This window comes from Streptomyces sp. NPDC021224, assembly GCF_044332905.1.
In the GTDB taxonomy this organism is placed as follows: domain Bacteria; phylum Actinomycetota; class Actinomycetes; order Streptomycetales; family Streptomycetaceae; genus Actinacidiphila.
Map to the genome: position 1 here is coordinate 472,046 of NZ_JBIRPW010000004.1, position 26,414 is coordinate 498,459.

At 74.4% G+C, this 26,414-nt stretch carries 23 protein-coding genes; 7 read left to right on the forward strand and 16 right to left on the reverse strand.

Translation table 11 applies throughout. The features are described from left to right. Positions 1-147: 147 nt before the first annotated feature. From ACH4PY_RS13735 to ACH4PY_RS13745, 3 genes are read left to right on the forward strand one after another with little or no spacing between them, the layout of a single operon-like run. Entirely contained in the window at positions 148-345 is a 198-nt protein-coding gene (locus tag ACH4PY_RS13735; protein ID WP_398180462.1) for a hypothetical protein, read from the forward strand. 58 nt (positions 346-403) lie between these two features. Next, positions 404-1,594 (forward strand): acyl-CoA dehydrogenase family protein, encoded by a 1,191-nt coding sequence (locus ACH4PY_RS13740; protein WP_398180465.1) that lies wholly within the window; start codon positions 404-406, stop codon positions 1,592-1,594. Next, positions 1,591-2,751, forward strand: coding sequence for an acyl-CoA dehydrogenase family protein (locus ACH4PY_RS13745; protein WP_398180468.1), 1,161 nt, complete (start codon positions 1,591-1,593; stop codon positions 2,749-2,751). The genes ACH4PY_RS13740 and ACH4PY_RS13745 overlap by 4 nt, the downstream gene beginning before the upstream one ends. A 46-nt stretch (positions 2,752-2,797) precedes the next feature. Here the strand turns inward: ACH4PY_RS13745 and galE are convergent, their stop codons facing one another. The 6 genes from galE to ACH4PY_RS13775 form a co-directional block, all read right to left on the reverse strand. After that, positions 2,798-3,805 (reverse strand): UDP-glucose 4-epimerase GalE, encoded by a 1,008-nt coding sequence (gene galE / locus ACH4PY_RS13750; protein ID WP_398180471.1) that lies wholly within the window; start codon positions 3,803-3,805, stop codon positions 2,798-2,800. 213 nt (positions 3,806-4,018) lie between these two features. Beyond that, complete coding sequence (locus ACH4PY_RS13755; RefSeq protein ID WP_398180474.1) at positions 4,019-4,831, reverse strand: TrmH family RNA methyltransferase; 813 nt, start codon at positions 4,829-4,831, stop codon at positions 4,019-4,021. Continuing rightward, complete coding sequence (gene cobA, locus ACH4PY_RS13760; RefSeq protein ID WP_398180477.1) at positions 4,824-6,077, reverse strand: uroporphyrinogen-III C-methyltransferase; 1,254 nt, start codon at positions 6,075-6,077, stop codon at positions 4,824-4,826. The genes ACH4PY_RS13755 and cobA overlap by 8 nt, the downstream gene beginning before the upstream one ends. A gap of 330 nt (positions 6,078-6,407) precedes the next feature. Beyond that, positions 6,408-10,148, reverse strand: a complete 3,741-nt coding sequence (gene cobT, locus ACH4PY_RS13765) for a nicotinate-nucleotide--dimethylbenzimidazole phosphoribosyltransferase (RefSeq protein WP_398180480.1) — start codon at positions 10,146-10,148, stop codon at positions 6,408-6,410. Positions 10,149-10,451: 303 nt separating this feature from the next. After that, complete coding sequence (gene cbiE, locus ACH4PY_RS13770) at positions 10,452-11,705, reverse strand: precorrin-6y C5,15-methyltransferase (decarboxylating) subunit CbiE (RefSeq protein ID WP_398180483.1); 1,254 nt, start codon at positions 11,703-11,705, stop codon at positions 10,452-10,454. A gap of 352 nt (positions 11,706-12,057) precedes the next feature. After that, positions 12,058-12,759, reverse strand: a complete 702-nt coding sequence (locus ACH4PY_RS13775) for a GNAT family N-acetyltransferase (RefSeq protein WP_398180486.1) — start codon at positions 12,757-12,759, stop codon at positions 12,058-12,060. 187 nt (positions 12,760-12,946) lie between these two features. On the opposite strand from ACH4PY_RS13775, the gene ACH4PY_RS13780 reads away from it, so the two are divergent. Then, the gene (locus tag ACH4PY_RS13780) at positions 12,947-13,750 is read left to right on the forward strand and encodes a class I SAM-dependent methyltransferase (protein ID WP_398180489.1); all 804 of its coding nucleotides are present in this window, start codon (positions 12,947-12,949) and stop codon (positions 13,748-13,750) included. Between the two features lie 45 nt (positions 13,751-13,795). Here ACH4PY_RS13780 and ACH4PY_RS13785 read toward each other — a convergent pair whose 3' ends face one another. From ACH4PY_RS13785 to ACH4PY_RS13795, 3 genes are all read right to left on the reverse strand, one after another. Beyond that, positions 13,796-14,674, reverse strand: coding sequence for a MetQ/NlpA family ABC transporter substrate-binding protein (locus tag ACH4PY_RS13785; RefSeq protein WP_398180492.1), 879 nt, complete (start codon positions 14,672-14,674; stop codon positions 13,796-13,798). Between the two features lie 85 nt (positions 14,675-14,759). After that, the gene (locus ACH4PY_RS13790) at positions 14,760-15,497 is read right to left on the reverse strand and encodes a methionine ABC transporter permease (RefSeq protein WP_398180495.1); all 738 of its coding nucleotides are present in this window, start codon (positions 15,495-15,497) and stop codon (positions 14,760-14,762) included. Then, on the reverse strand, positions 15,494-16,552 hold the full coding sequence (locus ACH4PY_RS13795) for a methionine ABC transporter ATP-binding protein (RefSeq protein WP_398180877.1): 1,059 nt from the start codon (positions 16,550-16,552) through the stop codon (positions 15,494-15,496). Before ACH4PY_RS13795 ends, ACH4PY_RS13790 begins: the two co-directional genes overlap by 4 nt. A 410-nt stretch (positions 16,553-16,962) precedes the next feature. On the opposite strand from ACH4PY_RS13795, the gene ACH4PY_RS13800 reads away from it, so the two are divergent. Next, the gene (locus tag ACH4PY_RS13800; RefSeq protein ID WP_398180499.1) at positions 16,963-17,331 is read left to right on the forward strand and encodes a hypothetical protein; all 369 of its coding nucleotides are present in this window, start codon (positions 16,963-16,965) and stop codon (positions 17,329-17,331) included. After that, positions 17,324-17,812 carry a hypothetical protein gene (locus ACH4PY_RS13805; protein WP_398180502.1) on the forward strand — a complete coding sequence of 163 codons (489 nt, stop codon included), beginning with the start codon at positions 17,324-17,326 and terminating at the stop codon, positions 17,810-17,812. The genes ACH4PY_RS13800 and ACH4PY_RS13805 overlap by 8 nt, the downstream gene beginning before the upstream one ends. A 79-nt stretch (positions 17,813-17,891) precedes the next feature. Here the strand turns inward: ACH4PY_RS13805 and ACH4PY_RS13810 are convergent, their stop codons facing one another. After that, positions 17,892-18,398, reverse strand: a complete 507-nt coding sequence (locus ACH4PY_RS13810) for a GNAT family N-acetyltransferase (RefSeq protein WP_398180505.1) — start codon at positions 18,396-18,398, stop codon at positions 17,892-17,894. 420 nt (positions 18,399-18,818) lie between these two features. Next, the gene (locus ACH4PY_RS13815) at positions 18,819-19,988 is read right to left on the reverse strand and encodes a glycerophosphodiester phosphodiesterase (protein WP_398180508.1); all 1,170 of its coding nucleotides are present in this window, start codon (positions 19,986-19,988) and stop codon (positions 18,819-18,821) included. A gap of 189 nt (positions 19,989-20,177) precedes the next feature. On the opposite strand from ACH4PY_RS13815, the gene ACH4PY_RS13820 reads away from it, so the two are divergent. Continuing rightward, positions 20,178-20,846, forward strand: a complete 669-nt coding sequence (locus ACH4PY_RS13820; RefSeq protein WP_398180511.1) for a lysophospholipid acyltransferase family protein — start codon at positions 20,178-20,180, stop codon at positions 20,844-20,846. Between the two features lie 70 nt (positions 20,847-20,916). Here ACH4PY_RS13820 and argH read toward each other — a convergent pair whose 3' ends face one another. From argH to argJ, 5 genes are all read right to left on the reverse strand, one after another. Further along, positions 20,917-22,344, reverse strand: coding sequence for an argininosuccinate lyase (argH, locus tag ACH4PY_RS13825; RefSeq protein ID WP_398180514.1), 1,428 nt, complete (start codon positions 22,342-22,344; stop codon positions 20,917-20,919). Positions 22,345-22,445: 101 nt separating this feature from the next. Further along, a complete protein-coding gene (locus ACH4PY_RS13830) occupies positions 22,446-22,979 on the reverse strand; it encodes an arginine repressor (RefSeq protein WP_031515245.1) in 534 nt (177 codons plus the stop codon). Between the two features lie 25 nt (positions 22,980-23,004). Further along, positions 23,005-24,234 (reverse strand): acetylornithine transaminase, encoded by a 1,230-nt coding sequence (locus tag ACH4PY_RS13835; protein ID WP_398180519.1) that lies wholly within the window; start codon positions 24,232-24,234, stop codon positions 23,005-23,007. Beyond that, positions 24,231-25,205, reverse strand: a complete 975-nt coding sequence (argB, locus tag ACH4PY_RS13840; protein WP_398180522.1) for an acetylglutamate kinase — start codon at positions 25,203-25,205, stop codon at positions 24,231-24,233. Before argB ends, ACH4PY_RS13835 begins: the two co-directional genes overlap by 4 nt. Beyond that, positions 25,202-26,356 (reverse strand): bifunctional glutamate N-acetyltransferase/amino-acid acetyltransferase ArgJ, encoded by a 1,155-nt coding sequence (gene argJ, locus ACH4PY_RS13845; protein ID WP_398180525.1) that lies wholly within the window; start codon positions 26,354-26,356, stop codon positions 25,202-25,204. Before argJ ends, argB begins: the two co-directional genes overlap by 4 nt. Positions 26,357-26,414 lie beyond the last annotated feature (58 nt).

Genomic DNA, 26,414 nt, shown 5'->3' on the forward strand with positions numbered 1-26,414 from the left:
GTCCTCCTGCGCCAAGGGGTGCCCCCTGCGCTGGACGCGCGAACCTCCCGCCGTCGTGGCCGAGCGCGCAGTTCCCCGCGCCCCTGCGCGGCGCCGTGCCACTGGCGCTGATCGCGCGGACGACCCGCCGTCCTCCTGCGCCAGGGGGTGCCCGCGGTCACCCGGTCGGAGTCCGACCAGCGCAACCCGCTGCTGGACAACGTCGAGGGCATGGCCCTGGGGCCGCGGTGGGAGGACGGCCCGCGCAAGGGGTGGCGGCCGCTGCTGATGGTCTCGGACGACAACGACAGCGCGAACCAGATCACCCGGCTGTACGCGCTGGCCGTACGGCTTCCGGGGGAGTAACTTACCAAGCGCTTGCTTAGCCATCCGGAGAGCCCGGAAGCGGAAGGGACGGCAGCGTATGGGAAGCATCGAGGCCGACGGGGTACGGGAGCGGGCCCGGGCCCTGCTCGCGGCGCACCCGCCGGAGCGCACACCGGCGGCGGAGTTCCTGCGGGCGCGGTTCGACGCCGGGCTGGCCTGGGTGCACTTCCCGGCGGGGCTCGGGGGGCTCGGGGCGCCGCGCGGACTGCAGCGGGCGGTGGACGAGGTGCTGGACGCGGCCGGGGCGCCCGGCAACGACCCGCGGCGGATCGGCATCGGCCTGGGCATGGCGGCCCCGACGATCCTCGCGTACGGCACCCCCGAGCAGCAGGCCCGCTTCCTGCGGCCGCTGTGGACCGGCGAGGAGGTCTGGTGCCAGCTCTTCAGCGAGCCGGGCGCCGGGTCGGACCTGGCGGGGCTGCGGACGCGCGCGGTGCGCGACGGCGACGACTGGGTCGTGGACGGCCAGAAGGTGTGGACGTCCAGCGCCCACACCGCGCGCTGGGCGATCCTCATCGCCCGCACCGACCCGGAGGTGCCCAAGCACCGCGGCATCACGTACTTCGTGTGCGACATGACCGACCCGGGCGTGGAGGTCAGGCCGCTGCGGCAGATCACCGGTGAGGCGGAGTTCAACGAGGTGTTCCTGACCGGGGTGCGGATCCCGGACGCGCACCGGCTGGGCGCGGTCGGCGACGGCTGGCGGGTGGCACAGGCGACGCTGATGAACGAGCGGGTCGCGATCGGCGGCGGCTCGTCCGTGCCGCGCGAGAGCGGCATGGCCGGGCCGGTCGCGGCGACCTGGCGCGAGCACCCCGAGCTGCGCACGCCCGAGCTGCACGACCGGCTGCTGCGGCTGTGGGTGGAGGCGGAGGTGGCGCGGCTGACCGCCGAGCGGGTCCGGCAGCAGATGGCGGCGGGCGCCCCGGGCCCGGAGGGCTCGGGCCTGAAGCTGTCGATGGCCCGGCTCAACCAGCAGCTCAGCGGGCTGGAGCTGGAACTGCTCGGCGAGCAGGGGCTGCGCTACGGCGACTGGACGATGGTGCGCCCCGGCAGTGTCGACTTCTACGGGCGCGACGCGGGCTACCGCTATCTGCGCGCCAAGGGCAACTCGATCGAGGGCGGCACGTCGGAGATCCTGCGGAACATCGTGGCCGAGCGCGTGCTCGGACTGCCCTCCGAGCCCCGCAACGACAAGGACGTCCCGTGGAAGGACCTGCCCCGATGACCGCCACGACCCCCTCCCCCGCGGCGCCCGGACTGCTGTACTCCGACGTCGAGGACGATCTGCGGGCCGCGGTCCGCTCGGTGCTCGCCGACCGCTGCGGACCGGCCGCGGTGCTGGGCCGGATCGAGACGGACGAGCCGTACGACCCCGCGCTGTGGCGGGTGCTGGGCGGCGAACTGGGCCTGGCCGGGCTGCTGGTGCCCGAGGAGTACGGCGGGCAGGGCGGCTCCGCGCGGGAGGCCGCGGTGGTGCTGGAGGAGCTGGGCGGCGCGGTGGCGCCGACGCCCTTCCTGGGCAGCGCGGTGCTCGCGGCGACGGCGCTGCTGGGCTGCGCGGGGGCCGGGGACGCGGCTGCCGCGCCGCTCGGGCGGCTGGCGGCGGGCGAGGTCACCGCGGCCCTCGCGGTGCCGCTGTCCGCAGCCCCGGGCGGCGGCTTCCCGGCGGGTGTGCGGGCGGATTCCGCCGGCCGGCTGTCGGGACGGGTCACGAGCGTCGCCGACGCGCTGACCGCGGACGTCCTGGTGGTGCCGGCCGAGGGGCCGGACGGACCCGGGCTGTACGAGGTGGCCGCGGCGTCGGTGCTGCTGCACCGGCCGGTGAGCCTGGACCTGACCCGGCCGCTGGCCGACGTCACGCTGGAGGGGGTGCCGGGGCGGCTGCTGGCCGCCGGGGACACCGCGCGGGAGGCGCTGGAGCGGGCGCTGCTGACGGGCGCGGGGCTGCTGGCCTCCGAGCAGCTGGGCGCGGCGCAGTGGTGCCTGGACGAGACGGTCGGCCATCTGAAGCAGCGGCACCAGTTCGGCCGGGTGGTGGGTTCCTTCCAGGCGCTCAAGCACCGGCTGGCCGACCTGTGGCTGGAGGTCGTGTCGGCCCGTGCCGCGGCCCGCAGCGCGGCCGCCGCGCTGGCCTCCTGGGAGCCGCCCGCGCAGAGCGCCGAGACGGAGATCGCGGTGGCCGTCGCGCAGGCGTACACCGCGCCCGTCGCGGTGCGCGCGGCGGAGGAGGCGGTGCAGCTGCACGGCGGCATCGGCATGACGTGGGAGCATCCGGCGCATCTGTACCTCAAGCGCGCGAAGGCCGACGAGATCGCGCTGGGCTCCCCCGGCCACCACCGCCGCCTGCTGGCGGCCCGGGTGGACCTGCCGCCCGCGCCCTGACCGGACGGGGGCGGGCCGCCGACCGGCCCGCCCCGGGCCCGGGGCGTCAGTCCTCGACCGGGCCCAGCAGCTCCAGCAGCCGCCCGCGCCAGGTGAGGGAGTCGCGGATGCCGTCGCGCACGTCGAACTCGGCCTTCCAGCCCAGCAGCCGGGCGGAGCGCTCGGTGCGGGTGTAGGCGCCCACCACGTCCCCGGGGCGGCTCGGTGCGTCCTCGGTGCGCAGCGGGGTGCCGGTGACCTCGCCGAAGGCCGCGGCCAGCTCGCGCACCGTGGTGCCCTTGCCCGTACCGAGGTTGACGACGAGGTGCGGGGGGTGGTCGCCGCCGACGACGGTGTCGAAGCGGGTGAGCGCGGCGACGTGCGCGCGCGCGAGGTCCCAGACGTGGATGTAGTCGCGGATGCCGCTGCCGTCGCTGGTCGGCCAGTCCCCGCCGGTCACCCGGAAGACGTCCCCGTTCTCCCACGCGGCGATCATCTTGCCGAGCGCGTGCGAGGGCTCGCGGACCTGGAGGCCGGTGCGCATGCGCGGGTCGGCGCCGATGGGGTTGAAGTAGCGCAGCGACACCGCGCGCAGCGGCGTACCGGCGGCGGTGTCGGCCAGGATGCGGTCGATCACGGCCTTGGTCTGCGCGTAAGGGCTGCCCGCGGCCACCGGGGAATCCTCGTCCACCGTGAAGTCCGCGCCCGGCAGGTAGACCGAGGCCGAGGAGCTGAACAGGACGCGGTGGCAGCCGTTGCGTTCCAGGTGTTCGAGCAGCGCGATGGTCTTCGCCACGTTTTCCCGGTAGTAGCGCAGCGGCTCGGCCACCGAATCGGGGACGACGATCAGCGCCGCGCAGTGCACCGCCGCCGTGATGTCGGGGTGCTCATGGAAAACCCGGTCCAGCAGCGCGCCGTCCGCGATGTCCCCCTGGTAGAACACCCGGCCCTCGGTGAACTCTTCGAGCCCGGTGACCAGGCTGTCGAGGACGACCGGGGTGTGCCCCTCGTCCAGCAGCGCGCTCGCGACCGTACTGCCGATATATCCCGCGCCGCCGGTGACAAGAATTTTCATCTGCGCTCATCTCCGCTGCCCCGTGCCAGAATTACGGCAACCCTAGCACCACCGTCCGGGCCGCCCCGGGGCCCGAATCCACAGCCTCCGCACAGCGCCGTGGAATATGACGTCCTGGTGATATCGAGCGAGCGGGCCGGACAATAGGTCGGCACCGGCATTTCTTTATGAGGACCGTATTCCGGTCGGAATTCCCCCGATTCCGGGCGCCGGTCACCCGCCCGCGGCCACGGCGTAGAAGGCGACCGCGGCGGCCGCGCCCACGTTGAGCGAGTCGACGTCGTGGGACATCGGGATACGGACAAAGGTGTCCGCGGCGGCCAGCGCCTTCGGGCTGAGACCGGGGCCCTCGGCTCCCAGCAGCAGGGCCAGCCGCGGCAGTTCGGCGAGCGGCAGGTCCGGCAGGGCGGTGGCGTGCGCCGCCGGGGTGAGCGCCAGCAGCCGGAAGCCGGCCTCCTTCACCGTGCCGTACAGATCGCGCGGCCAGGCGTCCAGCCGGGCGTACGGCACGGAGAAGACCGCACCCATCGAGACCTTCACCGAGCGGCGGTAGAGCGGGTCGGCGCAGTCCGGCGACAGCAGCACCGCGTCCATGCCGAGCGCCGCGGCGCTGCGGAAGATCGCGCCGATGTTGGTGTGGTCGTTGACCGCCTCCATCACCACCACCCGGCGCGCGGCGGCGAGCACGCCCGCCGCGTCCGGCAGGGCCTTGCGCTGCATCGAGGCGAGCGCGCCACGGTGCACGTGGTAGCCCGTGACCCGCTCGGCGAGGGCGTCGTCGACGACGTAGACGGGCGCCGCCACCTCGGCGACGACGTCCCGCAGCGCCTCCAGCCACTTCTCGGTGAGCAGCATCGAACGCATCGGGTAACCGGCCGCGAGCGCCCGCCGGACCACCTTCTGGCCCTCGGCGATGAAGAGGCCCTCGGCGGGCTCGCGGCGGCGCCGCAGCTCGACGTCGGTGAGGCCGGTGTAGTCGTGCAGCCGCGGGTCGTCCGGATCGGTGACCGCGACCGGTTCAGCCATGGACGTTGCCCTCGGTGTACGCGCCGCCCGGCCCGCCCACCGTCACGACGTCGCCGACGACCACGACCGCGGGCGGCCGTACGCCCTCCTCGGCCACGATCCGGGCGACCGACGCGAGCGTGGCGTCCACCCGGCGCTGCGCCGCCGTCGTGCCCTCCTGCACCACCGCGACCGGGGTGCCCGCCGGACGGCCGCCCGCGATCAGCGCGTCCGCGATGGCGCCGATCCGCTCCACGGCCATCAGCAGCACGAGCGTGCCGCGCATCCGCGCCAGCGCGGGCCAGTCCACGAGCGAACGGGCGTCGTCCGGGGCGACATGGCCGCTCACCACGGTGAACTCGTGCGCCACACCCCGGTGCGTGACCGGGATGCCCGCCGCGCCCGGCACGCTGATCGAGCTGGAGATACCCGGGACGACGGTCACCGGGACACCCGCGGCGGCGAGCGCCTGCGCCTCCTCCATACCGCGGCCGAAGACGAACGGATCCCCGCCCTTGAGCCGCACCACGGCCTTCCCGGCCTTCGCGTGCTCGATCAGCGCGGCGTTGATCGCCTCCTGGGCCATCGCCCGGCCGTACGGGATCTTCGCCGCGTCGATCACCTCGACGTGCGGCGGCAGCTCGTCCAGCAGGTCGCGCGGGCCGAGCCGGTCGGCGATCACGACGTCCGCCGCGGCGAGCAGGCGGCGGCCGCGCACGGTGATCAGGTCCGGGTCGCCCGGACCGCCGCCGACCAGCGCGACGCCCGCGGTACGGTCCCGGTGCCGGGGCGACACGAGGGTGCCGTCGCGCAGGCCCTCGATCACGGCGTCCCGCACGCCCGCGCTGCGGCGCGGGTCCCGGCCGCTCAGCACGGCGACGGTCAGGCCGTCCGTACGGCCCGTAGCGGGCGTCCACGCGGAGGCCGCACGCGCGTCGTCGCTGCGCACGCACCACACGCGGCGCTCCTCCGCCTCCGCGGAGGCCGCCGCGTTCGCCGCGGGGTCGCGCGTGGCGACCAGCGCGTACCAGGCCTCCGCGAGGTCGCCCGTACGGTACGGGCGGCGCTCCCAGCGCAGCTCGCCGGCCGTGGCCATCGCCTCCACGGAGGGGGTCGCCTCCGGCGCGATCAGGACGACGTCGGCGCCGGCCGACAACAGCGCGGGCAGCCGCCGCTGGGCGACCTGCCCGCCGCCGATCACCACGACCCGGCGCCCCGCGAGCCGCAGCCCCACGGGGTAGGCGGGGACGTCGTCCTTGCGATCCATCGCGCTCCTTCGGCAGTTCACGGCGAGCTTTGATCTTACGGTGCGCGCCGGATACGCCCCGAGGTGCGTCCCGCGCTGCGCGCGCGGCTTTCCGCCGGTGGGGGGCTGGGCGCGCGGTTCCCCGCGCCCCTTTCCCACCGGGCTGGCACGCCATGTCCGTCGCAGGACCTTCCGCCGGTGAGGGCTGGACGCGCAGGTCCCCGCGCCCCCTCCCACCGGGCTGCCACACCATGTCCCTCGCAGGACCTCCCGCCGGCGGGGGCTCGTCGCGCAGGTCCCCGCGCCCCTCGAAACTGCCGCTGGCGCGGCAGCCGCCCGCAAGGGGGGAGGTCAGGACTTTTCGGTGACGCCTGCCGCGTCGAAGGTGGCGACCTCGTGCATGACACGGGCGGCGCTCTGGACGAGGGGGAGGGCCAGCAGTGCCCCCGTGCCCTCGCCGAGGCGGAGGTCGAGGTCGACCAGGGGGCGGAGTCCCAGCGCGGTGAGGGCGGCGACGTGGCCGGGCTCCGCGCTGCGGTGGCCGGCGATGCACGCGGCCAGCACCTCGGGCGCGATGGCGCGGGCCACGAGCGCGGCGGCCCCGGCGGACACCCCGTCGAGGATGACCGGCGTGCGCAGGGCCGCGGCCCCGAGCAGCAGGCCGGTGAGCGCGGCGTGTTCGAGCCCGCCGATCGCGGTGAGGACCGCGATCGGGTCGGCCGGGTCGGGCCGGTGCAGCTCCAGCGCGCGCCGTACGACATCGACCTTGCGCGCGTGCATCTCGTCGTTGATGCCGGTGCCGCGCCCGGTGACCTCCGCCGGGTCCGCGCCGGTGAAGACGGCGACGAGCGCCGCGGAGGTCGTCGTGTTGGCGATGCCCATCTCACCGGTGAGCAGCGCCTTGTTGCCCGCGGCGACGAGGTCGCGGGCCGTCTCGATGCCGACCTCGATGGCGCGCAGCGCCTCCTCGCGGGTCATGGCGGGGCCCGCGGTGAAGTCGGCGGTCCCGGCGCGCACCTTGCGCGGCAGCAGGCCCGGCGTACCGGGCAGCTCCGCGGCGACGCCGACGTCGATGACGCAGACCTCGGCGCCGACCTGGTTGGCGAAGGCGTTGCAGACCGCCCCGCCGCCGAGGAAGTTGGCGACCATCTGCCCGGTGACCTCCTGGGGCCACGCGGTGACGCCCTGGGCGTGCACCCCGTGGTCACCGGCGAAGATCGCCACGGCGGCGGGCTCGGGGACGGGCGCGGGGCAGACCCGGGAGAGCCCGGCGAGCTGCGCGGAGATGATCTCCAGCATGCCGAGGGCCCCGGCGGGCTTGGTCATCCGCTTCTGCCGCTCCCACGCCTCGCCGAGGGCCTTCGCGTCGAGCGGGCGGATGGCGCGCAGCGTCTCCTCCAGGAGGTCGTGCGGCTCCTCGCCGGGCAGCGCCCGGTTGCCGTACTCCTCCTCGTGGACGACCCAGGACAGCGGGCGGCGCTGCGACCAGCCCGCCTGCATCAGCTCGGGTTCCTCGGGGAATTCGTCGACGTACCCGACGCACAGGTAGGCGACGACCTCCAGGTGCTCGGGCAGGCCGAGTTCGGCGACGACCTGGCGCTCGTCGAAGAAGGAGACCCACCCGACGCCGATGCCTTCCGCGCGGGCGGCGAGCCAGAGGTTCTCGACGGCGAGCGCGGACGAATAGGGCGCCATCTGCGGCTGCGTGTGGCGGCCGAGGGTGTGCCGGCCGCCGCGCGTGGGGTCGGCGGTGACGACGATGTTGACGGGCGTGTCGAGGATCGCCTCGATCTTCAGCTCGCGGAACTGCCGGGCGCGGGCCTTCGGCAGCGACTGGGCGTACGCCTCGCGCTGGGCCATGGCCAGCTCGTGCATCTTCTCCCGGGTCTTCTCGGAGCGGATGACGACGAAGTCCCACGGCTGGGAGTGGCCGACGCTGGGGGCGGTGTGCGCGGCCTCCAGGACACGCAGCAGCACCTCGGGCGGGATCGGGTCGGAGCGGAAGCCGTTGCGGATGTCGCGGCGTTCGCGGATGACGCGGTGGACGGCGTCGCGCACGGCGGGCTCGTACGCCTCGGCGGGCTCCCCGGCGGGGGCGGGCGACGCGGCGGCGGTGTCCTGCGCCTCGTCCGCGGGCTCCTCCCCGGCGACGGGCGCGGCCTCCACGACCTCCGCCGTCTCCACCGCTTCCACGGCTTCCACCGCTTCCGCCGCTTCCGCCGCTTCCACGGCTTCCACGGCTTCCACCGCATCCGCCGCCTCCACGGCCTCGGCCCCTTCGGTGGCCTGCTCCGGCTCTGCGGCCTGCTCGGCGGCGGGCTCCTCGGCCACGGGCTGCGCCTCCGGGGCCGCCACCTCGGCTTCCTGGGCCGGGAGTTCGGCCGCGGGCTGCTCGGCGGGGGCGGGCTCGGGCGCGGGCCCGGCGGGCGCGGGGGCCTGCTCGGCGGGGGCTGCGGGCACGGCCGCGGCCGCCTGCTCGTCGAAGGCGGGGCCGGACGGCGGGGCGGCGAGGTCGAGGCCGATGGGCGCGGCGGCGGGCTGGCCGGGCGCGGGCGACGGCACGGCGGGCCCGGCGAGGGCGGGCGCGGGTACGGCGGTGCCCTGCGGCGGGGTCGCGGACGCCTCCTCCGTGTCGGCCTGCTCGGCGGCGGGCGCCTCCGGGGCCGCTTCGGATGCCGGGACGGGTACGGCGGCGGGCTCGGCCTGCGGAAGTGCCGCGGCCGGCTCCGGGGGCGTCTGGGACGGGATGATGCTGTCGGCGTGCGGGATGAGCGACTGCTGGGAGGGCGTGCGGTCGACCGCGGGCCATCCGCCGTGCGGTGCCGCGGCGGGGTCGCCGGGCTCGCCGTTCTGCTGGGCAGGGATGGCGTGCGGGCCCTGCGGCGGCACGTCGAGGTATTCGGGGCCCGCGGTCGGCGGGCCCTGCACGCGGACCGGGGCCGGGCCGGGGGCACCCTGCGCGGGCCCGCGGTCGGCGAGGGAGCGGACGGACACGCCGCCGCTCGGGGTGTCCTGGACCGGCGGGCCCATGTGCAGCGGGCGGCGCGGCGGGGCGGCCGCGACCGGCGGGGTGTCAGCTCCCTGCGCCTGTACGGCGCCCGTGTCCGGCGTGCCCGCCTCGGCGGGATCGCCCGGCACCGCGGCCTGCGGCTGCGCGGCGGCCTCGGCGACCGGCGCGCCCTGTTCGGCTCCCGGCGCCGCACCGCCCGTGGCGGGGTCGGCCGGAGCGGCGGGCGCCTGCCCGGCTCCCGGCACGGTGAAGCCCGCGCCGTGCGACGGCTCGCCCTGCGGCCCCTGCCCCGGCGCCGCGAACCCGGCGGACTGCTCGGCGCCCGGGGCGGCCTGCCCCGGCGCTGCGGCCGCGAACTCCGCACCCGGGAGGTGCCCCGGTACCGCGCCCTGTCCCGGCGCGAGCCCGGGAGCCGCGCCCTCCCCCACGGCGGCGGCACCGGACGCCATGTCATCCGGCGCGCCGTGCACACCGTGCACACCGTGCGCGCCGTGCGCACCGGCAGCCGCGTCACCCGGCGCGGCGAAGCCCGCGGCCCCGTCCTGCGGCGCGAACCCGGCCGGAGCGCCCGGCCCGACGGCCCCGGTGCCCTCGGCGGTACCCGGCCCCGCGAAGCTGTGCTCCTGCGGGACGAATCCGGCGGTCTCGGCGCCCGGCAGCTGGCCCGGCGCGGGGAAGCCCTGCTCATGGGGCGTGCCCGGCAGCGGGAAACCGGGGGCGGATTCGGTGCCGGCAGAGGTGCCGGGAGAAGCGCCGGGCGCGTACCCCGGCGCGAAGTGGTCGGCGGGGAGCGGTGCCTGCGGCGGCTCGGGCTGGAGCGGCACGGGCTGCGGGTCGCTCCAGGTGCCCTGGGGGCCGGGCATGAGCAGGACGTCGTCCTCGTCGTCGAGCCCGGTGCCGGGGGCGGGGGGCTGGTCGAGGTAGCCGTAGGGGGGGTTGTCGAGGCCGGCGGGCGGCTGGGCTCCCCAGCCGGTGGCGGTGGCCTGCGGTGCGCCGAGTGCGCCGGTGTGCGGCTGGTGAGCCGCGTCGCCGACCGCGTTCTCCGGCAGCCCCTCGCCGGGGATCTGACCGGTGTCCGTCATGCGTGCCCCTCGCCCATCGGTTTCGCTCCTTCCAGCCGCCGCGCCGCGCACACCCACCCCTCACCGACTCCAACGAGCGGGCCCGGGATGCGGCACGTCGACCACGCGGACATCGGACGTATCGACACCCCGTCAACGCACGACGACGGCACAACGATCCGTCAGCCTACCCTCACCCGCCGCGCCCACGGCCCCGAAGTCCGCACCGCGGGACGTATCTCACACAAGGCCCCGCGGCAGCGCTCCCACATGCGCAAACGCCGCCTCGCGGGCCCGCCCACCGGCCTTGCCGCCGGGCCCGGTTCAGGGCCTGCTGCCGCACAGCAGGTAGGCCGCCGGGCCGTCCTGCTCCCGCCACTCGGCGTCGGCCGCGGCGGAGCGCAGCAACATGCGTTCGACGGTGTAACCGCCCTCGGACAGCGCGCGGTCGATCTCCGTCGCGGACTCGGGGGTGGCGGCCGCGGCGACGATGCGCTCGGGGCGGCGGGCGGCGCACGCGGCAACGACGTCGGGGTCGGCGCAGCCGATCCGTACCACGTCGGGTTCCGGCAGGTCCTCCAGCACCTGGGGCGCGGTGCCGTGCACGACCTGCATCTGGACGCCGGCCCGGCGGGCGGCGGCGGTGACCCAGTCGCAGGCCTGGGCGTCGCGGTCGACGGCGATGACGGCGGCGCCGAACCGGGCGGCCTCCAGGGCGAGGGCGCCGTCGGCGGCGCCGATGTCCCACACCAGGTCGCCGGTGCGCGGGCCGAGCCGGGCGAGCTGGTAGGCGCGGACGGGCGCGGGCACGTCGCCCCCGTACTCCGCGGGGGGCAGGGCCCAGCCGCGTACCGGGCCGGGGAAGCCGGGGTCGCGGCCGGCGATCCAGCCGCCGCCGCGGGAGGTCGCGGGGCGGCCGCCGGGCGCGGTCGGCAGGGCGGCGGAGCCGAGCACGGCCAGGCCGGGGGCGCCGGTGCTGCCGCCCACGACGAGCACGATGTTGGGGTCGCGCCATATGTGGTCGGCGACCTTGTCGGAGGTCAGCACGGTGATCTGCTCGCGGTCCGAGCCGAGCGCCTCGCAGATGACGAAGGTGCGGTGCACCCCGGCGAGCAGCAGGGCGAGTTCGGCGGGCCCGGCGCCGGGCGCGGTGAGCACGGCGACCTTGGGGTAGGAGCGGCAGACGTTGACGGCGCGGCGCAGGGTGCGGCTGGTGGCGACGACGACCCGGGCGTCGTCCCAGGGCATACCGGCCCGCGCGAAGGCCCGCGCCACGGCGGAGACGCCGGGGATGACCTCGACCTCCAGGCCGTGTTCGGGGTCGCGCAGGGCGCGGACGACACCGAAGAACCCCGGGTCGCCGTCGGCGAGGACGACGGCGGTGCCGCGGTGCCCGGCGATCCGGCGGGCGGCGATGTCGATGCTGCCGAGGACGATGTGCTCGGCCTGCCGGGGGACGTACGGCAGGGCCAGGTGATGGCGGGTGCCGGCGACGAGCGTGGCGGCGTCCAGCGCGGCGCGGGCGGCCTCGGACGGGGGTGAGCCGTCCCATCCGATCACGGTGACCCGGTCGGCCATCGTCGTCTGCCTCCAAGCCGTGGGGGTGGGTCGCGGGGGTGCCGGCGGAGCCTCCCCGGCGGGGCGGAGGTGAGGTCCGGGTGAGAACCCTAACCCGGAGGCGGGCGCCAGGGGTACGCGGATACACGCGGCTGTTGTGGCCGCGGCACGGGCGGCCCGGCGGGCGGCGGCGCGGCAGGGCGCGGGGGCGCTCCGGCATCTGTCGGGCGCGGAGCGGCGGACGGCGGCGGAGAGGGTCGCGGCGCGGGGTTCACCGGTATCCGGGCGGCGCGGGGTTCACCGGCCGCGGACCGGCCGGAGGGCCGGCGGACGCGGTACGCGCGGAGGGCCTGCGGACGCGGTACGGCCGGGGTCAGCGGCGGCGCGAGGCCGCGGAGTAGTCGGCGTAGTCGGGGTAGGGGGCGTACGCGTCGTAGCCCTCCCCGGCCCCGTCCGTGCCAGGGGCGCCGTCGGGGTCGTCCAGGTCGTCGAGGTCCTCCGGCAGCAGGCTCCACACCAGCAGGTCGGTGCGGGTCTCGACCCAGCGTCCGGCGGGGTCGTCGCCGGCCCGGCCGCGGATGAGGCCAGCGCCGCGCAGCACGCCCTCGCTGATGCACCCGATCTTCTGCGCGACCTGCTGCGAGGCGCTGTTGTCCGCGGCGGTGCGCAGCTCGACCCGTTCGAAGCCCTGGTTGCGGAAGAGCCAGCGGACGACGGCGAGCACCGATTCACCGGCGTATCCCTCGCCGCGCGCCCAGGAGGCGGTGAGGTAGCCGATCTCGGTGCCGCGGACGCGCCAGTCGGTGTTCTGGAGCTGGACGGTGCCGACGAGCCGCTGGGTGAGCAGTTCGGAGACGGCCAGCACCAGACCGCGGCCGCCCGTCCGCTCCGCCGGCGCCCCGGTGGTGACGAACGACCGCGCGGTGGCCTCGGTGTACGGCCGCGGGGAGCCGGTCCACGCGGTCACCAGGTCGTCGTTCATCATCTCCACGAGTTCGGGGATGTCGTCCTCGTCGTACGGGCGCAGCAGCAGCCGCTCCGTACTGAGGGAGATGTCCGGGAAGGTGGCGGTCATTCACTGCTCCGTAACCAGGGCGTGGGTGGACTGCACAGCATGCAGCATCGCGCGCGGCGGCCGCCGGGCAGGGTCGGTCCGGGGTGCCGCGGGGGTGCTCGGCGGCGAACGCCCTTCCAGAGTAGGGCGGATGGCGGTCGCCGCGAGTATCCGTGGGCGTCATCCGATCCTGCTACCGTCAGCCCGCGTGACGGTGCACCACGCAGCAGGAGTCGGTTACCAGCGGGCCGCGGGGGTCTACGAGCGCTCCCGGCCGTCCTATCCGCTCGCCGCGCTCGCGGCGCTGGCGGACGCGCTGCCGCTGGAGGCGGGCCGCACGGTCGTCGATCTGGGGGCGGGCACGGGCAAGTTCACCCGGCTGCTGGCGCTGACCGGTGCCGAGGTGCTCGCGGTGGAGCCGGTGCGGGAGATGCGCGAGACGCTCGCCGGGCTGCTGCCGGGGGTGGCGGTGAGCGCGGGCACGGCGGAGGCGACCGGACTGCCGGCGGCTTGCGCGGACGCGGTGGTGGCCGCGCAGTCCTGGCACTGGTTCGCGGAAGGCGCGGCGCTCGCCGAGGTGCGGCGGCTGCTGCGGCCGGGCGGCGCGCTGGCGCTGGTGTGGAACACGTACGACACGTCGGTGCCGTGGGTGCGGGACTTCCAGGACATCTACTTCCGGCTCGCGCCGCGCGACCTGCCGAGCCCTCCGCTGGCCGCGGGTCCGGTCGACGAGCACCGGCAGGCGGACGACTGGCGGCGGGCGTTCGAGGCACCGGGGTCGGGCTGGGGCGAGATCCACGAGCGGCACTGGCCCAACCCGCACTCGACGACGGTCGCGGACGTCGTGGAGCGCATGATGTCGTCGAGCCATATCGCGGTACTGGACGAGGACGCGCGGGCGAGGGTGCGCACCGAGCTCGCCGGGGTGCTCGGGGCGCACGACGCGACGCGGGTCAGCGGCGCGATCGAGATGCCGTACACGACGGACGTGTACTGGGTGCGCCCCGCCTGACCGGCGCGGGCCGGGCGGGGCGCGGAACCTTCGGGACGGCCCGGCTCAGGCGGCCGGGGTGCCGAACGCGGGGACGACCGCGCCCTTGAAGGTGTCCTTGATGTACTGCTCGACCTGCGGGGAGTTGAGCAGCTTGACGAGCTTGACCACCCGCGGGTCGTTCTCCTGGCCCTTCTTGACGACCAGGATGTTGGCGTACGGGTTGCCGGTCGCCTTCTCGGTGACCAGGGCGTCCTTGACGGGGTTCAGGCCGCCCTCGATGGCGTAGTTGCCGTTGATGACGCCCGCGTCGACGTCGCCGAGCGAGCGCGGCAGCTGCGCGGCCTCCAGCTCCTTGAAGTGCAGGTGCCTGGGGTTGCCGGTGACGTCGGCGGGGGTGGCGGTCTGCCCGGTGCCGTCGCGCAGCGTGATGAGGCCGTTGGCGGCGAGCAGGCCGAGGGCGCGGGCCTCGTTGGTGGTGTCGTTGGGCACCTCGACGGTGGCGCCGTCCTTGAGCTCGGACAGCGAGCCGATCTTGTGCGAGTACAGGCCCAGCGGCTCCAGCTCGACGTCGGCGACGGCGACCAGGTGGGTGCCGTTCTTCTTGTTGAAGTCGTCGAGGTAGGGCTTGTGCTGGAAGAAGTTCGCGTCGACCTGGCCCTGCTCGGTGGCGGTGTTGGGCAGGACGTAGTCGGAGAACTCCTTGACCTGGAGGTCGAGTCCGGCGCTCTTGGCGAGGTGGTCGCGCACGAAGTCCAGGATCTGGGCGTGCGGGGTGGGGCTGGCGGCGACGACGAGCGGCGCGGAGGCGTCCTTGGCGGCCTTGCCGTCGGCGGAGCTGGAGCTGCCGGACTTCGAGCCGGAGTCGGAGCCGCACGCGGACAGGCCGAGCGCGAGAGCGCCCACGGCAGCGGCGGCAGCGGTGATCTTGAGTGTCCTACGCACGAAAAGTGCCTCTTTCTTGTGTTTCGTGGTGCCTGTTTTTCAGGTCTCCGGCCGCCCCGCGCGGGTGGTGCGGGGCAGCCGGACATCAGGGGGCGGTGGGGGCCGGATCCGCCGGGCGCGCCTTCAGCAGCCGCAGCCGGGGCGCGGCCGAGGAGCGTCCGCGGCGGGCGACGGCGCGGGCGGCGAGGTCGCCGGCCAGCTGCACGAGGGTCACGAGGACGACGAGGACGGCGACGATGACCCACATGAAGCCGGTCTCGAAGCGCTGGTAGCCGTAGCGCAGCGCGAGGTCGCCGAGTCCGCCGCCGCCGACCACACCGGCCATGGCCGAGTAGCCGACGAGGGCGATCACGGTGGTCGTGGCGCCCGCGACGAGCGAGGGCAGCGCCTCGGGCAGCAGCACCTTGCGCACCACCGTCCAGGTGCTGCCGCCCATCGACTGGACGGCCTCCACGAGCCCGCGGTCGACCTCGCGCAGCGAGGTCTCCACGAGCCGGGCGAAGAACGGGACGGCGCCGACGGACAGCGGGACGACCGCGGCCTGCCAGCCGATCGTGGTGCCGACGATCGTGCGGGTGAAGGACATCAGCGCGATCATCAGGATGACGAACGGCAGCGAGCGGCCGAGGTTCACGACCGCGCCGAGCACCTTGTTGACGACGCCGCCGACCGCTCCGTGCAGCAGCCCGCCGCGGTCGGTGAGGACCAGCAGCACGCCGATGGGCAGCCCGGCGGCGATCGTGACGGCGGCGGACCAGCCGACCATCCGCAGGGTGTCCCCCAGCGCCTGGGTGATCAGCGGGTGCATCTGCGACCAGGTCACTTGGCCACCGCCGGGGCCGCTGCCGGGCCCTCTGCCGGGGACGTGCCCTGCCCGGACGGGGCGACGTCGACCTGGAGGCCCTGTTCGCGCAGGAAACCGATGGGCACGACGTTGTCCTCGAAGCGGCCGGGCAGCTCGATGCGCATCCGGCCGATCTGCCGTCCGTCGTAGGTCTCCATGGCGGCGCCGAGGATCGACACGTCGACGTTGTAGGTACGCGCCAGCTGGGAGATCACCGGGCGGGTCGCGCTGTCGCCGTGGAAGGTGAGGTCGACCACGGTGCGGTCCGGGCCGGAGGCCGTGCCGCCGAGCGGGAAGAGCTCGCCGGCCAGTTCGGAGCCGGGCGTGGCCAGCAGTTCCGCGACGGTGCCGGATTCCACCACTCGTCCGCCTTTCATGAGGGCCGCCGAGTCGCACACGGCCTTGACGACGTCCATCTCGTGCGTGATGAGCAGCACGGTCAGGCCGAGCTGCCGGTTGAGGTCGCGCAGCAGTTCCAGCACGGAGCGGGTGGTCTCCGGGTCGAGCGCCGAGGTGGCCTCGTCGGAGAGCAGCACCTTGGGGCGGCCGGCGAGCGCCCGGGCGATGCCGACGCGCTGCTTCTGGCCGCCGGACAGCTGCGCGGGGTAGGCGCGGGCCTTGTCGCCGAGGCCGACGAGGTCGAGCAGCTCACGGGCGCGGGCGGCGCGCTCGCGGCGGGTGACGCCCTGGATCTCCAGCGGCAGCTCGACGTTGTCCTGGACGGTGCGCGAGGAGAGCAGGTTGAAGTGCTGGAAGACCATGCCGATGCCGGCCCGCGCGGCACGCAGCGCGGCCGGGGCCCGGTCGGAGCGGCCGGCCAGCGCGGTGAGGTCGCGCCCGGCGACCTCGACGGTGCCCGAGGTGGGGCGCTCCAGCAGGTTGACGCAGCGGATCAGGGTGCTCTTGCCCGCGCCGCTGCGGCCGACGACGCCGTAGACCTCGCCTTCGCGCACCGCCAGGTCGACTCCGTCGAGTGCGGTGATCTCGCGGTCGCGCGAGCGGTAGACCTTGCGCAGGTCGGTGGTGGTGATCACAGGGGTGTCCATCTGGTCGGGCGCACGGCGGACGTACCACCGCACAGGGGGTGTGCTTCGGGGGCGTGGCGCAGCCACGGCGTCCCGGGCGCGGCGCGGCGCTGCACCGGGAGGGGGTGTGACGCGGGCGGCGGGCGCCGGGGGCGGCGACCGCTCAGGGCCTCAGGTCAGGCACACATTCGACACATACGACACATACGACGAACACCGGGCGTGGTCGCCTCGGTCGCGCGGCTGCGGCGGTTCGTCGTGGTCATGGACCCCAGTAAACCAGACATCCCGACCGGTTCCGAAATCCGGGCACCCTGTCCAGTATCCGGACGCCCGGTGGAACGGGCGGCCCCCGGCCCCGGGGCGGCGGGACGGGGGTGGGAGAACGGGCGGCCGCGCGGCCGTAATACAGTCGGCGCATGCTCGACGCGGTCACCCTCACGGTCTCGGTCATGGCGCTGCTGCTCGCGGCGTGGTGCGCCTGGTCCGCGTACCGCGACGAGCCGACCAACGACCGGCATTTCGTCGGCATGGCCGTGGTGACGCTCGCCACGCTCGTGCAGCTGGTGGTCTCGCTGGTGCAGCTCGGCCACGGCGACCGCCCCGAGCAGGGGGTGCCGGTCTTCGTCGGCTATCTGATCGGCACGGTCTGCACCATCCCGGCCGCGGCGTTCATGTCGCTGACCGAGCGCAGCCGCTGGGGCACCGCGGTCGTCGCGGCCGGCGGAGTGATCCTGGCCGTGCTGGAGCTGCGGCTGTACGACATCTGGGGAGCCGGTCATGGCTGAGGACACCACCACCGCGGACGACGGCACGCAGGCCGCGGCGGAAACGGCGGCGGAGGGCGCGCAGCCCGCGGGCGGGCGGCTCGGGCAGGGACCCGGGCGGCTGCTGCTGTGGTTCTACGGGGTCTTCACGGTGGCCGCGCTCTCCCGCTCGATCACGCAGATCTCGACGAAGTTCCACGAGGCGCCGCTGGCGTACGTGCTCTCGCTCGCGGCGGGCATCGTCTACGCGGTCATCACCGTCGCGCTGTGGCGGGGCGGCGAGCAGGCCCGCAGGGTCGCGCTGGTGTCGTGCTCGGCCGAACTGCTCGGCGTCGTCGCGGTGGGCGTCCTGACCGTGGCGGACTCCTCGGCCTTCCCCGACCAGACCGTGTGGTCGGACTTCGGCGTCGGCTATGTCTTCCTGCCGCTGCTGCTGCCGGTCATGGGCCTGCTGTGGCTGCGCCGCTCGGCGCGCGAGGCGCGCGCGGCGTCCGCGGCCTGAGACCCGCCGCACGCGGGCCGTTCGTGCTCCACGTCCCGGGCGTGGCGGCGTCGTCGGCGCCGCGCCCGGGACGGGCGGGTCAGGCGGAGGCGGCGAAGGGCGCCTGCTCCGCGGGCTTTTCGAGGGTCACCATGCTCAGCCGCCGGGTGACCGGGCGGGCGGCACCCACCTGGGAGTACCCGAGCTTGCGGTACATCCGCAGGTTGACCTCGCTGCGGTGGCCGGTGGAGAGCTGGTAGACCTTGGCCTCCCGTTCGGCCGCGAGACGGTCCTCCAGGGCGGACAGCAGCCGCCCGCCGAGGCCGTGCCGCTGAAGTCGCGGGTGCACGATCAGCTTGCCGATCAGGGCCGTCCCGTCCCCGTCGACGGTTCCCCGCACGGAGCCGACGACCTCCTGGCCGAGACGGGCCACCAGGACGCAGCCTTCGGCCAGTTCGGCCCGCAGCTCGTCCAGGGTCTGGGTGAGAGGTTCGATGGTGTAGTCGCCGTAGATCTCGGCTTCGCTCTGGTAGCAGAGGTACTGGAGTTTCAGGATCTTTTCGGCGTCGCTTGCTTCCGCCGTAGAGATGGTCACGCTCATGCCCATGCGCGCAGGCCTCCCCTTCGAAATCCGTCCGGGCAGTCTGAGGGTGAGGTGTGCGCCCGGGACGTGTGCCTGAACGGAGTCGGTGCGGTCGGCACCGTCTCCGTGGCGCCGATGATCGCACAAACATCCCTGCCGGTCAGTGACTTGCACTGCCCGCTCCAGGCTCCTCCGGGCGTGCAAAGGGTGCCCACTGCCGCCGGCTGTTTACCGTGCATTACCCCTTCTCACCGGGGATCCAACCCTCGAATTCAGGATCGATCGCGGACATCGCGCGCAGCGCGGGCGCGGCGGCCCCTTACCCCCCTGTGAGATTCCCAACTCCGGGGGATCTCCCGGTACATCGGTCCGGCCGTGCCCGGCGCCCGTGGCAGGGCGCCCGGCACGGCCGGCTTCACCTCAGGGAGTGGCCCGCGGGCCCGGTCAGGAGGACAGGTAGTCCGCGCGGGCGAGCACCGCGGTGTCGGCGTTGTCCGTGAACAGGCCGTCGATGCCGGTCGCGAACCAGGTCCTGAAGGCCGCGATCGGGTCGCCGTAGGCGTTCGGGTCGGTGCCGACCTGGAAGTCCGCGGGCAGGAACTGGTTCTCGTTGCGCGCGGTGAAGGGGTGCAGCACCAGACCGGCTCGGTGCGCGTCGCGCACCACCGTGGTGGGCTGGAGCAGCCTGCCCGCGGCGTCGCGGGGGATGACGACGTCGGTGGTCGGGCCGATGCCCTGGGCGAAGCCCGCGATCCAGCGCAGGCCCGCGGGGGTGACGAGGTCGGCCACGGTCCGCTTGTCACCGGCGACGACGAAGTCCCAGGGCTGCGAGGTCAGCCCGTTGAGCAGGAAGATCTTCGCCGCCTCGGCGCCGAGCCGGCCCAGCCGCTGGAGGCTCTGCGCCTCGAAGGACTGGAGGAACTGCGGGGCGCCCGCGCGGTGCCTGCCGTACTGCTTGAGCTGCGCGACCAGCCGCTCCTCCAGCGGCAGGCCGATGCCGCGGAAGTAGGTGGGGTGCTTGGTCTCGGTGTGCAGCCACACCGGCTTGCCGCGCTTGCGGCCCTCCTGCTCGGCCCACTCCAGGACCTCGGCGAAGGTGGGGACGTCCCAGCGGCCGTTGTAGATGGTGTTGTGCGGGCGCACCGCGGGGAGCCGCTCGACCGCGCGCAGCCGCTTGAGCTCGGCGAGCGTGAAGTCCTCGGTGAACCAGCCGGTGGTGGCGGTCCCGTCGATGGTCTTGGTGGTCCTGCGGCTCGCGAACTCCTTGTGGTCCGCGACGTCGGTGGTGCCGCCGATCTCGGGTTCGTGGCGGCACACCAGGTGCCCGTCGCGGGTGGGGACGACGTCCTGCTCGACGACGTCCGCGCCGATCGCGAGCGCGTACTCGTACGATCCGAAGGTGTGTTCGGGCCGGTAGCCCGCGCTGCCGCGGTGGCCCACGATGGTCGGCACCGGCAGCCGCGGGGCGCCGTGCCCCGGACCGCCGTTCTGCGCGGGCCCGGACTGCGCCGCGGCCGAGGTCGCCGTGCCGATCACTGCGCCGCCGGCGCCGAGCGCCGCCGCGGACAGCAGGGCGCGCCTGCCGGGGCCCGTTGTGTGCTGGTCATCCGTCATGCGCGCATCGTGCCGCGAACAGCTTGCGTACGGCCGACGCCGTGCGGAACACATCCGTAACGCGCGTCAACAGTGGATGCCTTTCGCGTGAACCCGACGTGCGGCGGGCCTGGGGGCGCAAGTATCGTCCTGGTGTACATACGGACCGGTAGGGACCGGCCGGCCGACGGTGCGAAGCGGAGGAACACGGTGTCCCGCAGTGTGCTCAAGATGATTCTCGGACTGCTCTTGCGGGTCCTCTACCGCCCGGTCGTCGAGGGCGCGCAGCACATCCCGGGCGACGGGCCGGTGATCCTGGCGGGCAACCATGTGACCTTCATCGACTCGATCTTCCTGTCGCTGGCGGTCAAGCGGCAGGTGTACTTCATCGGCAAGGACGAGTACGTCACCGGCAAGGGCGTCAAGGGCCGGCTGATGGCGTGGTTCTTCACCACCTGCGGCATGATCCCGGTGGACCGGGACGGCGGGCGCGGCGGTGTCGCGGCGCTGATGACCGGCCGCCGGGTGCTGGAGGAGGGCCGGATCTTCGGCATCTACCCCGAGGGCACCCGCTCCCCCGACGGCCGCCTCTACCGCGGCCGCACCGGCGTCGCCCGGCTCACCCTCATGACCGGCGCGCCGGTCGTGCCGTTCGCGGTGGTCGGCACCGACAAGGTGCAGCCCGGCGGCTCCGGCATGCTGCGCATCGCCCCGGTCGGCATCCGCTTCGGCCGCCCGCTGGAATTCGCCCGCTACGACGGTATGGACCGCGACCGCTATGTGCTGCGGGCCGTCACCGACGAGGTGATGAGCGAGGTCATGCGCCTCGGCGGCCAGGAGTACGTGGACATGTACGCGACCAAGGCGAAGGCCGCCTGAGCCGGACGGCACGGCGGCACGACGAAGCCGGGCGGCCCCTCGGGGGCCGCCCGGCTTCGTCGTGTTCCGGCTACTGCTTGGCCTGCGCCCAGGTGTGCTGGGCGGCCAGGTCGGCCTTGACCTCGGCGAGCTGCACCGCGACCGCGGCGGGGGCGGTGCCGCCGCGGGCGCTGCGGGCGGCGAGGGCGCCGCGGACGTCGAGCACCTCGCGGACCTCGGGCGCCAGGTGCGGGGAGATCTTCGCGAACTGCTCGTCGGTCAGCTCGTGCAGCTCGATGCCCTCGGCCTCGCACACCTTGACGCACTCGCCCGCGACCTCGTGCGCGACCCGGAAGGGCACGCCCTGCCGGACCAGCCACTCGGCGATGTCGGTGGCGAGCGAGAAGCCCGCGGGGGCCAGTTCGGCCATCCGGTCGGTGTGCACGGTCAGCGTGGCCATCATCCCGGTGAAGGCCGGGAGCAGCACCTCCAGCTGGTCGACGGAGTCGAAGACCGGCTCCTTGTCCTCCTGGAGATCCCGGTTGTAGGCCAGCGGCAGCGCCTTGAGGGTGGCCATCAGACCGGTCAGGTTGCCGATCAGGCGGCCGGACTTGCCGCGGGCCAGCTCGGCGATGTCGGGGTTCTTCTTCTGCGGCATGATCGACGAGCCGGTGGAGAAGGCGTCGTGCAGCGTCACGAAGGAGAACTCCTTGGTGTTCCACAAGATCACCTCCTCGGCGATCCGGGAGAGGTCCACGCCGATCATGGCGGTGACGAAGGCGAACTCCGCGGCGAAGTCGCGCGCCGCGGTGCCGTCGATGGAGTTGCCGGCCGAGCCGCCCTCGAAGCCCAGGTCGCGGGCGACCGCCTCGGGGTCCAGTCCCAGCGAGGACCCGGCGAGCGCGCCCGCGCCGTACGGCGAGACGGCGGTGCGGGTGTCCCACTGCCGCAGCCGCTCGGCGTCCCGGGACAGCGCCTGGGCGTGCGCGAGCACATGGTGGGCGAAGAGCACCGGCTGGGCGTGCTGGAGGTGGGTGCGGCCGGGCATGACGGCGTCGGGGTGCGCCTCGGCCAGGCCGACCAGCGCGTCCTGGAGTTCGGCGAGCAGGCCGCCGATCGTCCGGGCGTGGTCGCGCAGGTACATCCGGAAGAGGGTGGCGATCTGGTCGTTGCGGGACCGACCGGCGCGCAGCTTGCCGCCCAGTTCGGGGCCGACGCGCTCCATCAGGCCGCGTTCCAGCGCGGTGTGCACGTCCTCGTCGGCGACGGTGGCGGTGAAGTCGCCCGCGGCGACGTCGCTCTCCAGCCGGTCGAGCCCGGCGATCATGCGGTCCAGCTCCTCGGCGCTGAGCAGCTCGGCGCGGTAGAGGACCCGGGCGTGCGCGCGGGAGCCCGCGATGTCGTACGGCGCGAGCCGCATGTCGAAGTGGATCGAGGCCGACAGCCTCTCCAGCGCGGCGGACGGCCCGTCGGCGAACCGCCCTCCCCACAGCTTGCCGCCCTGCTGTTCGGCGCTCACAGTGCCAGCTCCCTCTCGACGGTGCATACGCTCATTGGCATAAGTATGCACTCCACCGTATGAATAGTCAAAGCTGCGGGCCCGGGCCCCGTACGGCGGGTTCAGACCTCGCCCTGGGCCAGCCGCAGCAGGTGGTCGGCGAGCTTCTGGCCGCCGGCGGGGTCCCGGCTGATGAGGACGACCGTGTCGTCACCCGCGATGGTGCCGAGGATGTCGTAGACCTCGGCGGTGTCGATGGCCGACGCGAGGAACTGCGCGGCGCCCGGCGGGGTCCGCACCACCACCAGGTTGGCCGACGCCTCCGCGGAGATGAGCAGCTCACCGGCCAGCCGGCGCATCCGCTCCTCCTTGACGGACTCGCCGAGCGGCGCCTGCGGGGTGCGGAAACCGCCCTCGGACGGGACGGCGTAGATCAGCTCCCCGTCGTTGGTGCGGATCTTGACCGCGCCCAGCTCGTCCAGGTCGCGGCTGAGCGTCGCCTGGGTGACGCTCAGCCCGTCGTCGGCGAGCAGCTTGGCGAGCTGGCTCTGGGACCGCACCGGCTGCCGCCCCAGGATGTCCACGATCCTGCGGTGCCGCGCCGTGCGGGTCTGCGGCACCGAGTGGCTGCCGCCGTGCTGCTGCGCCTCGCTCATCGTCGGGTCATTCTCCGTCCGTCCGCTACTTGCCCTGCCGGGTCGCCGCGTGCGCCCGGTCCAGGATGTCCGGCAGCGCCTGGAGCAGCGCGTCCGTCTCGGCGTCGCCGACGATCAGCGGCGGCGCGAGCCGCACCGTGCCGGGCACGGCGGCGTTGACCAGGAATCCGGCGTCCTGCGCCGCCTGCTGGACCTGGGCGGACACGGGCTCGGTGAGCACGATACCGATCAGCAGGCCCGCGCCGCGCACATGATCGACCAGCGGATGGCCGAGCGCCGCGATGCCGTCGCGCAGCTTCTCGCCCTGCCGCTCGACGCTGTCCAGCAGCCCGTCGGCCTCGATGGTGTCCAGCACCGCGAGCGCGGCCGCGCAGGAGACCGGGTTGCCGCCGAAGGTGGAGCCGTGCGCGCCCGGCGTGAAGAGGTCGGCGGCCGGGCCGAAGGCGAGCGCGGCGCCGATCGGCAGCCCGCCGCCCAGGCCCTTGGCGAGCGTCACCACGTCCGGCTGCACACCCTGGGCCAGGCACTGGGCCCAGTGGCCGGTCCGGCCGACGCCGGTCTGCACCTCGTCCAGCACGAGCAGCGTGCCGGTCGCGGCGGTGATCTCCCGCACCTCCCGCAGATATCCGGCGGGCGGCACCACGACGCCGTTCTCGCCCTGGATCGGCTCGACGATCACCAGCGCGGTGTCGGTGTCGACCACGGCGCGCAGCGCGTCGGCGTCACCGAAGGGGACGTGCACGACGTCGCCGGGCAGCGGCTCGAACGCCTCACGCTTCTTCGGCTGGCCGGTCAGCGCGAGCGAGCCGATGGTGCGGCCGTGGAAGGCGCCCTCGGTGGCGACCATCTTCTTCCGCCCGGTGAGCCGGCCCAGCTTGAAGGCCGCCTCGTTGGCCTCGGCGCCGGAGTTGCCGAAGTACACCCGGCCGGGCCGGCCGAAGATCCGCAGCAGCCGCTCGGCGAGGGCGACCGGGGGCTCGGCGACGAACAGGTTGGAGACGTGGCCGAGCGCGCCGATCTGCCGGGTGACCGCCTCGACGACCGCGGGGTGCGCGGTGCCGAGCGAGTTGACGGCGATGCCGCCGAGGAAGTCCAGGTAGACCTTGCCGTCGGCGTCCCACAGCCGGGCGCCCTGTCCGCCGACGAGCGGCAGCCGGGGGGTGCCGTAGTTGTCCATGAGCGCGCCCTGCCAGCGGGCGGTGAGCGCCTCGTTGCCGGTCGTCTCCGTGGTCGCGGCTGTCTCGGTGGCGGTCACCGTGCTCCCCCTTCTGTGCTTGCGGGCGTCTGCTCGGGTACGTACTCGGTGGCGCGCAGGGCGGGCGCCGGGGGCTCGTCGGGGACGACCATCGTGCCGATGCCCTCGTCGGTGAAGATCTCCAGCAGGATCGAGTGCTGGACCCGGCCGTCGATGACGCGGGCGGTGTGCACGCCATTGCGTACGGCGTGCAGGCAGCCCTGCATCTTCGGGACCATGCCGCTGGACAGGTCCGGCAGCAGCTTCTCCAGCTCGCTCGCGGTGAGCCGGCTGATCACCTCGTCGCTGTTGGGCCAGTCCTCGTACAGGCCCTCGACGTCGGTGAGGACCATGAGCGTCTCGGCGCCCAGCGCGGCGGCGAGCGCGGCGGCCGCGGTGTCGGCGTTGACGTTGTAGACGTGGCCGTCGTCGGCGGAGCGGGCGATCGAGGAGACGACCGGGATCCGGCCGTCGGCCAGCAGCGCGTCGATCGCGCCGGTGTCGATCGCGGTGATCTCGCCGACCCGGCCGATGTCGACCGCGGCGCCGTCGATCACCGGCTGGTGCCGGACCGCGGTGATGGTGTGGGCGTCCTCGCCGGTCAGGCCGACCGCGAGCGGGCCGTGCTGGTTGAGCAGCCCGACCAGCTCGCGCTGCACCTGCCCGGCCAGCACCATCCGGACCACGTCCATGGCCTCGGGCGTGGTGACCCGCAGCCCCGCGCGGAATTCGCTCACCAGGCCGTGCCGGTCGAGCGCGGCGCTGATCTGCGGGCCGCCGCCGTGCACGACGACGGGCTTCAGACCGGCCTGCCGCAGGAAGACCACGTCCTGCGCGAAGGCAGCCTTCAGCTCCTCGTCGACCATGGCGTTGCCGCCGAACTTGATGACCACGACCCGGCCGTTGTGCCGGGTCAGCCAGGGCAGTGCCTCGATCAGGACCTGGGCCTTGGGCAGGGCCGCGTGCTTGCGGGTGCTGGGTGTCGTCGTCATGAGCTGTACGCGCTGTTCTCGTGGACGTAGTCGGCGGTCAGGTCGTTGGTCCAGATCGCGGCGGAGGCGTCGCCCGCGGCGAGGTCGGCGGTGATGACGACCTCCCGGAAACGCATGTCGACCAGCTCGCGGTCGTCGCCGACCTGGCCCTTGCGGCACACCCACACACCGTTGATGGCGACGTTCAGCTCGTCCGGGTCGAAGGTCGCCGACGTGGTGCCGATCGCGGACAGCACCCGGCCCCAGTTGGGGTCCTCGCCGTGGATGGCGCACTTGAGCAGGTTGCTGCGGGCGATCTGGCGGCCGACGTCGACCGCCTCGTCCTCGGTCGCCGCGTTCACCACGTCGATCCGGATGTCCTTGCTCGCGCCCTCGGCGTCGCCGATCAGCTGCCGGGCCAGGTCCGCGCACACCGCCCGTACCGCCTCGGCGAACTCCGGCAGGTCCGGGGTGACGCCGGAGGCGGCGGACGACAGCAGCAGCACGGTGTCGTTGGTGGACATGCAGCCGTCGGAGTCGGCCCGGTCGAAGGTGACCCGGGTGGCCTCGCGCAGCGCCTTGTCCAGCGCGGGCGCGTCCACGACGGCGTCGGTCGTGAGCACCACCAGCATGGTCGCCAGGCCCGGGGCGAGCATGCCCGCGCCCTTGGCCATGCCGCCGACCGTCCACCCGGCGGGGCTGGACACCACCGCGGTCTTGTGCACGGTGTCGGTGGTCTTGATGGCGATGGCCGCCTTCTCGCCGCCGTGCTCCGACAGCTCGGCGGCCGCCCGCTCCACGCCGGGCAGCAGCTTGTCCATCGGGAGCAGCAGGCCGATGAGCCCGGTGGAGGCCACCGCGACCTCGCCCGCGCTGTGCCCCAGCACCTCGGCCGCCTTCTCGGCGGTGGCGTGCGTGTCCTGGAAGCCCTTGGGGCCCGTGCAGGCATTGGCGCCGCCGGAGTTGAGCACGACCGCGGTGACCGCGCCGCCCCTGAGCACCTGCTCCGACCACAGCACGGGCGCGGCCTTCACCCGGTTGGAGGTGAAGACACCCGCCGCGGCGCGGCCCGGACCGTCGTTCACCACCAGGGCGAGGTCGGGGCTGCCGTTCTCCTTGATCCCGGCGGCGATGCCCGCCGCCCGGAATCCCTTCGCAGCGGTGACGCTCATTCTTTTCCCCTGTTCGCTTCTCCGCCCGCTCGGCACAAAACCGCGGGTCTCGTCGCTG

Excerpts from the sequence above, each read along its gene's own strand:
- ACH4PY_RS13740 (WP_398180465.1), top strand. The coding sequence starts at position 404 with ATGGGAAGCATCGAGGCCGACGGGGTACGGGAGCGGGCCCGGGCCCTG.
- ACH4PY_RS13745 (WP_398180468.1), top strand. The coding sequence starts at position 1,591 with ATGACCGCCACGACCCCCTCCCCCGCGGCGCCCGGACTGCTGTACTCC.
- galE (WP_398180471.1), bottom strand. The coding sequence starts at position 3,805 with ATGAAAATTCTTGTCACCGGCGGCGCGGGATATATCGGCAGTACGGTC.
- ACH4PY_RS13755 (WP_398180474.1), bottom strand. The coding sequence starts at position 4,831 with ATGGCTGAACCGGTCGCGGTCACCGATCCGGACGACCCGCGGCTGCAC.
- cobA (WP_398180477.1), bottom strand. The coding sequence starts at position 6,077 with ATGGATCGCAAGGACGACGTCCCCGCCTACCCCGTGGGGCTGCGGCTC.
- cobT (WP_398180480.1), bottom strand. The coding sequence starts at position 10,148 with ATGACGGACACCGGTCAGATCCCCGGCGAGGGGCTGCCGGAGAACGCG.
- cbiE (WP_398180483.1), bottom strand. The coding sequence starts at position 11,705 with ATGGCCGACCGGGTCACCGTGATCGGATGGGACGGCTCACCCCCGTCC.
- ACH4PY_RS13775 (WP_398180486.1), bottom strand. The coding sequence starts at position 12,759 with ATGACCGCCACCTTCCCGGACATCTCCCTCAGTACGGAGCGGCTGCTG.
- ACH4PY_RS13800 (WP_398180499.1), top strand. The coding sequence starts at position 16,963 with ATGCTCGACGCGGTCACCCTCACGGTCTCGGTCATGGCGCTGCTGCTC.
- ACH4PY_RS13805 (WP_398180502.1), top strand. The coding sequence starts at position 17,324 with ATGGCTGAGGACACCACCACCGCGGACGACGGCACGCAGGCCGCGGCG.
- ACH4PY_RS13810 (WP_398180505.1), bottom strand. The coding sequence starts at position 18,398 with ATGGGCATGAGCGTGACCATCTCTACGGCGGAAGCAAGCGACGCCGAA.
- ACH4PY_RS13815 (WP_398180508.1), bottom strand. The coding sequence starts at position 19,988 with ATGACGGATGACCAGCACACAACGGGCCCCGGCAGGCGCGCCCTGCTG.
- ACH4PY_RS13830 (WP_031515245.1), bottom strand. The coding sequence starts at position 22,979 with ATGAGCGAGGCGCAGCAGCACGGCGGCAGCCACTCGGTGCCGCAGACC.
- argB (WP_398180522.1), bottom strand. The coding sequence starts at position 25,205 with ATGACGACGACACCCAGCACCCGCAAGCACGCGGCCCTGCCCAAGGCC.
- argJ (WP_398180525.1), bottom strand. The coding sequence starts at position 26,356 with ATGAGCGTCACCGCTGCGAAGGGATTCCGGGCGGCGGGCATCGCCGCC.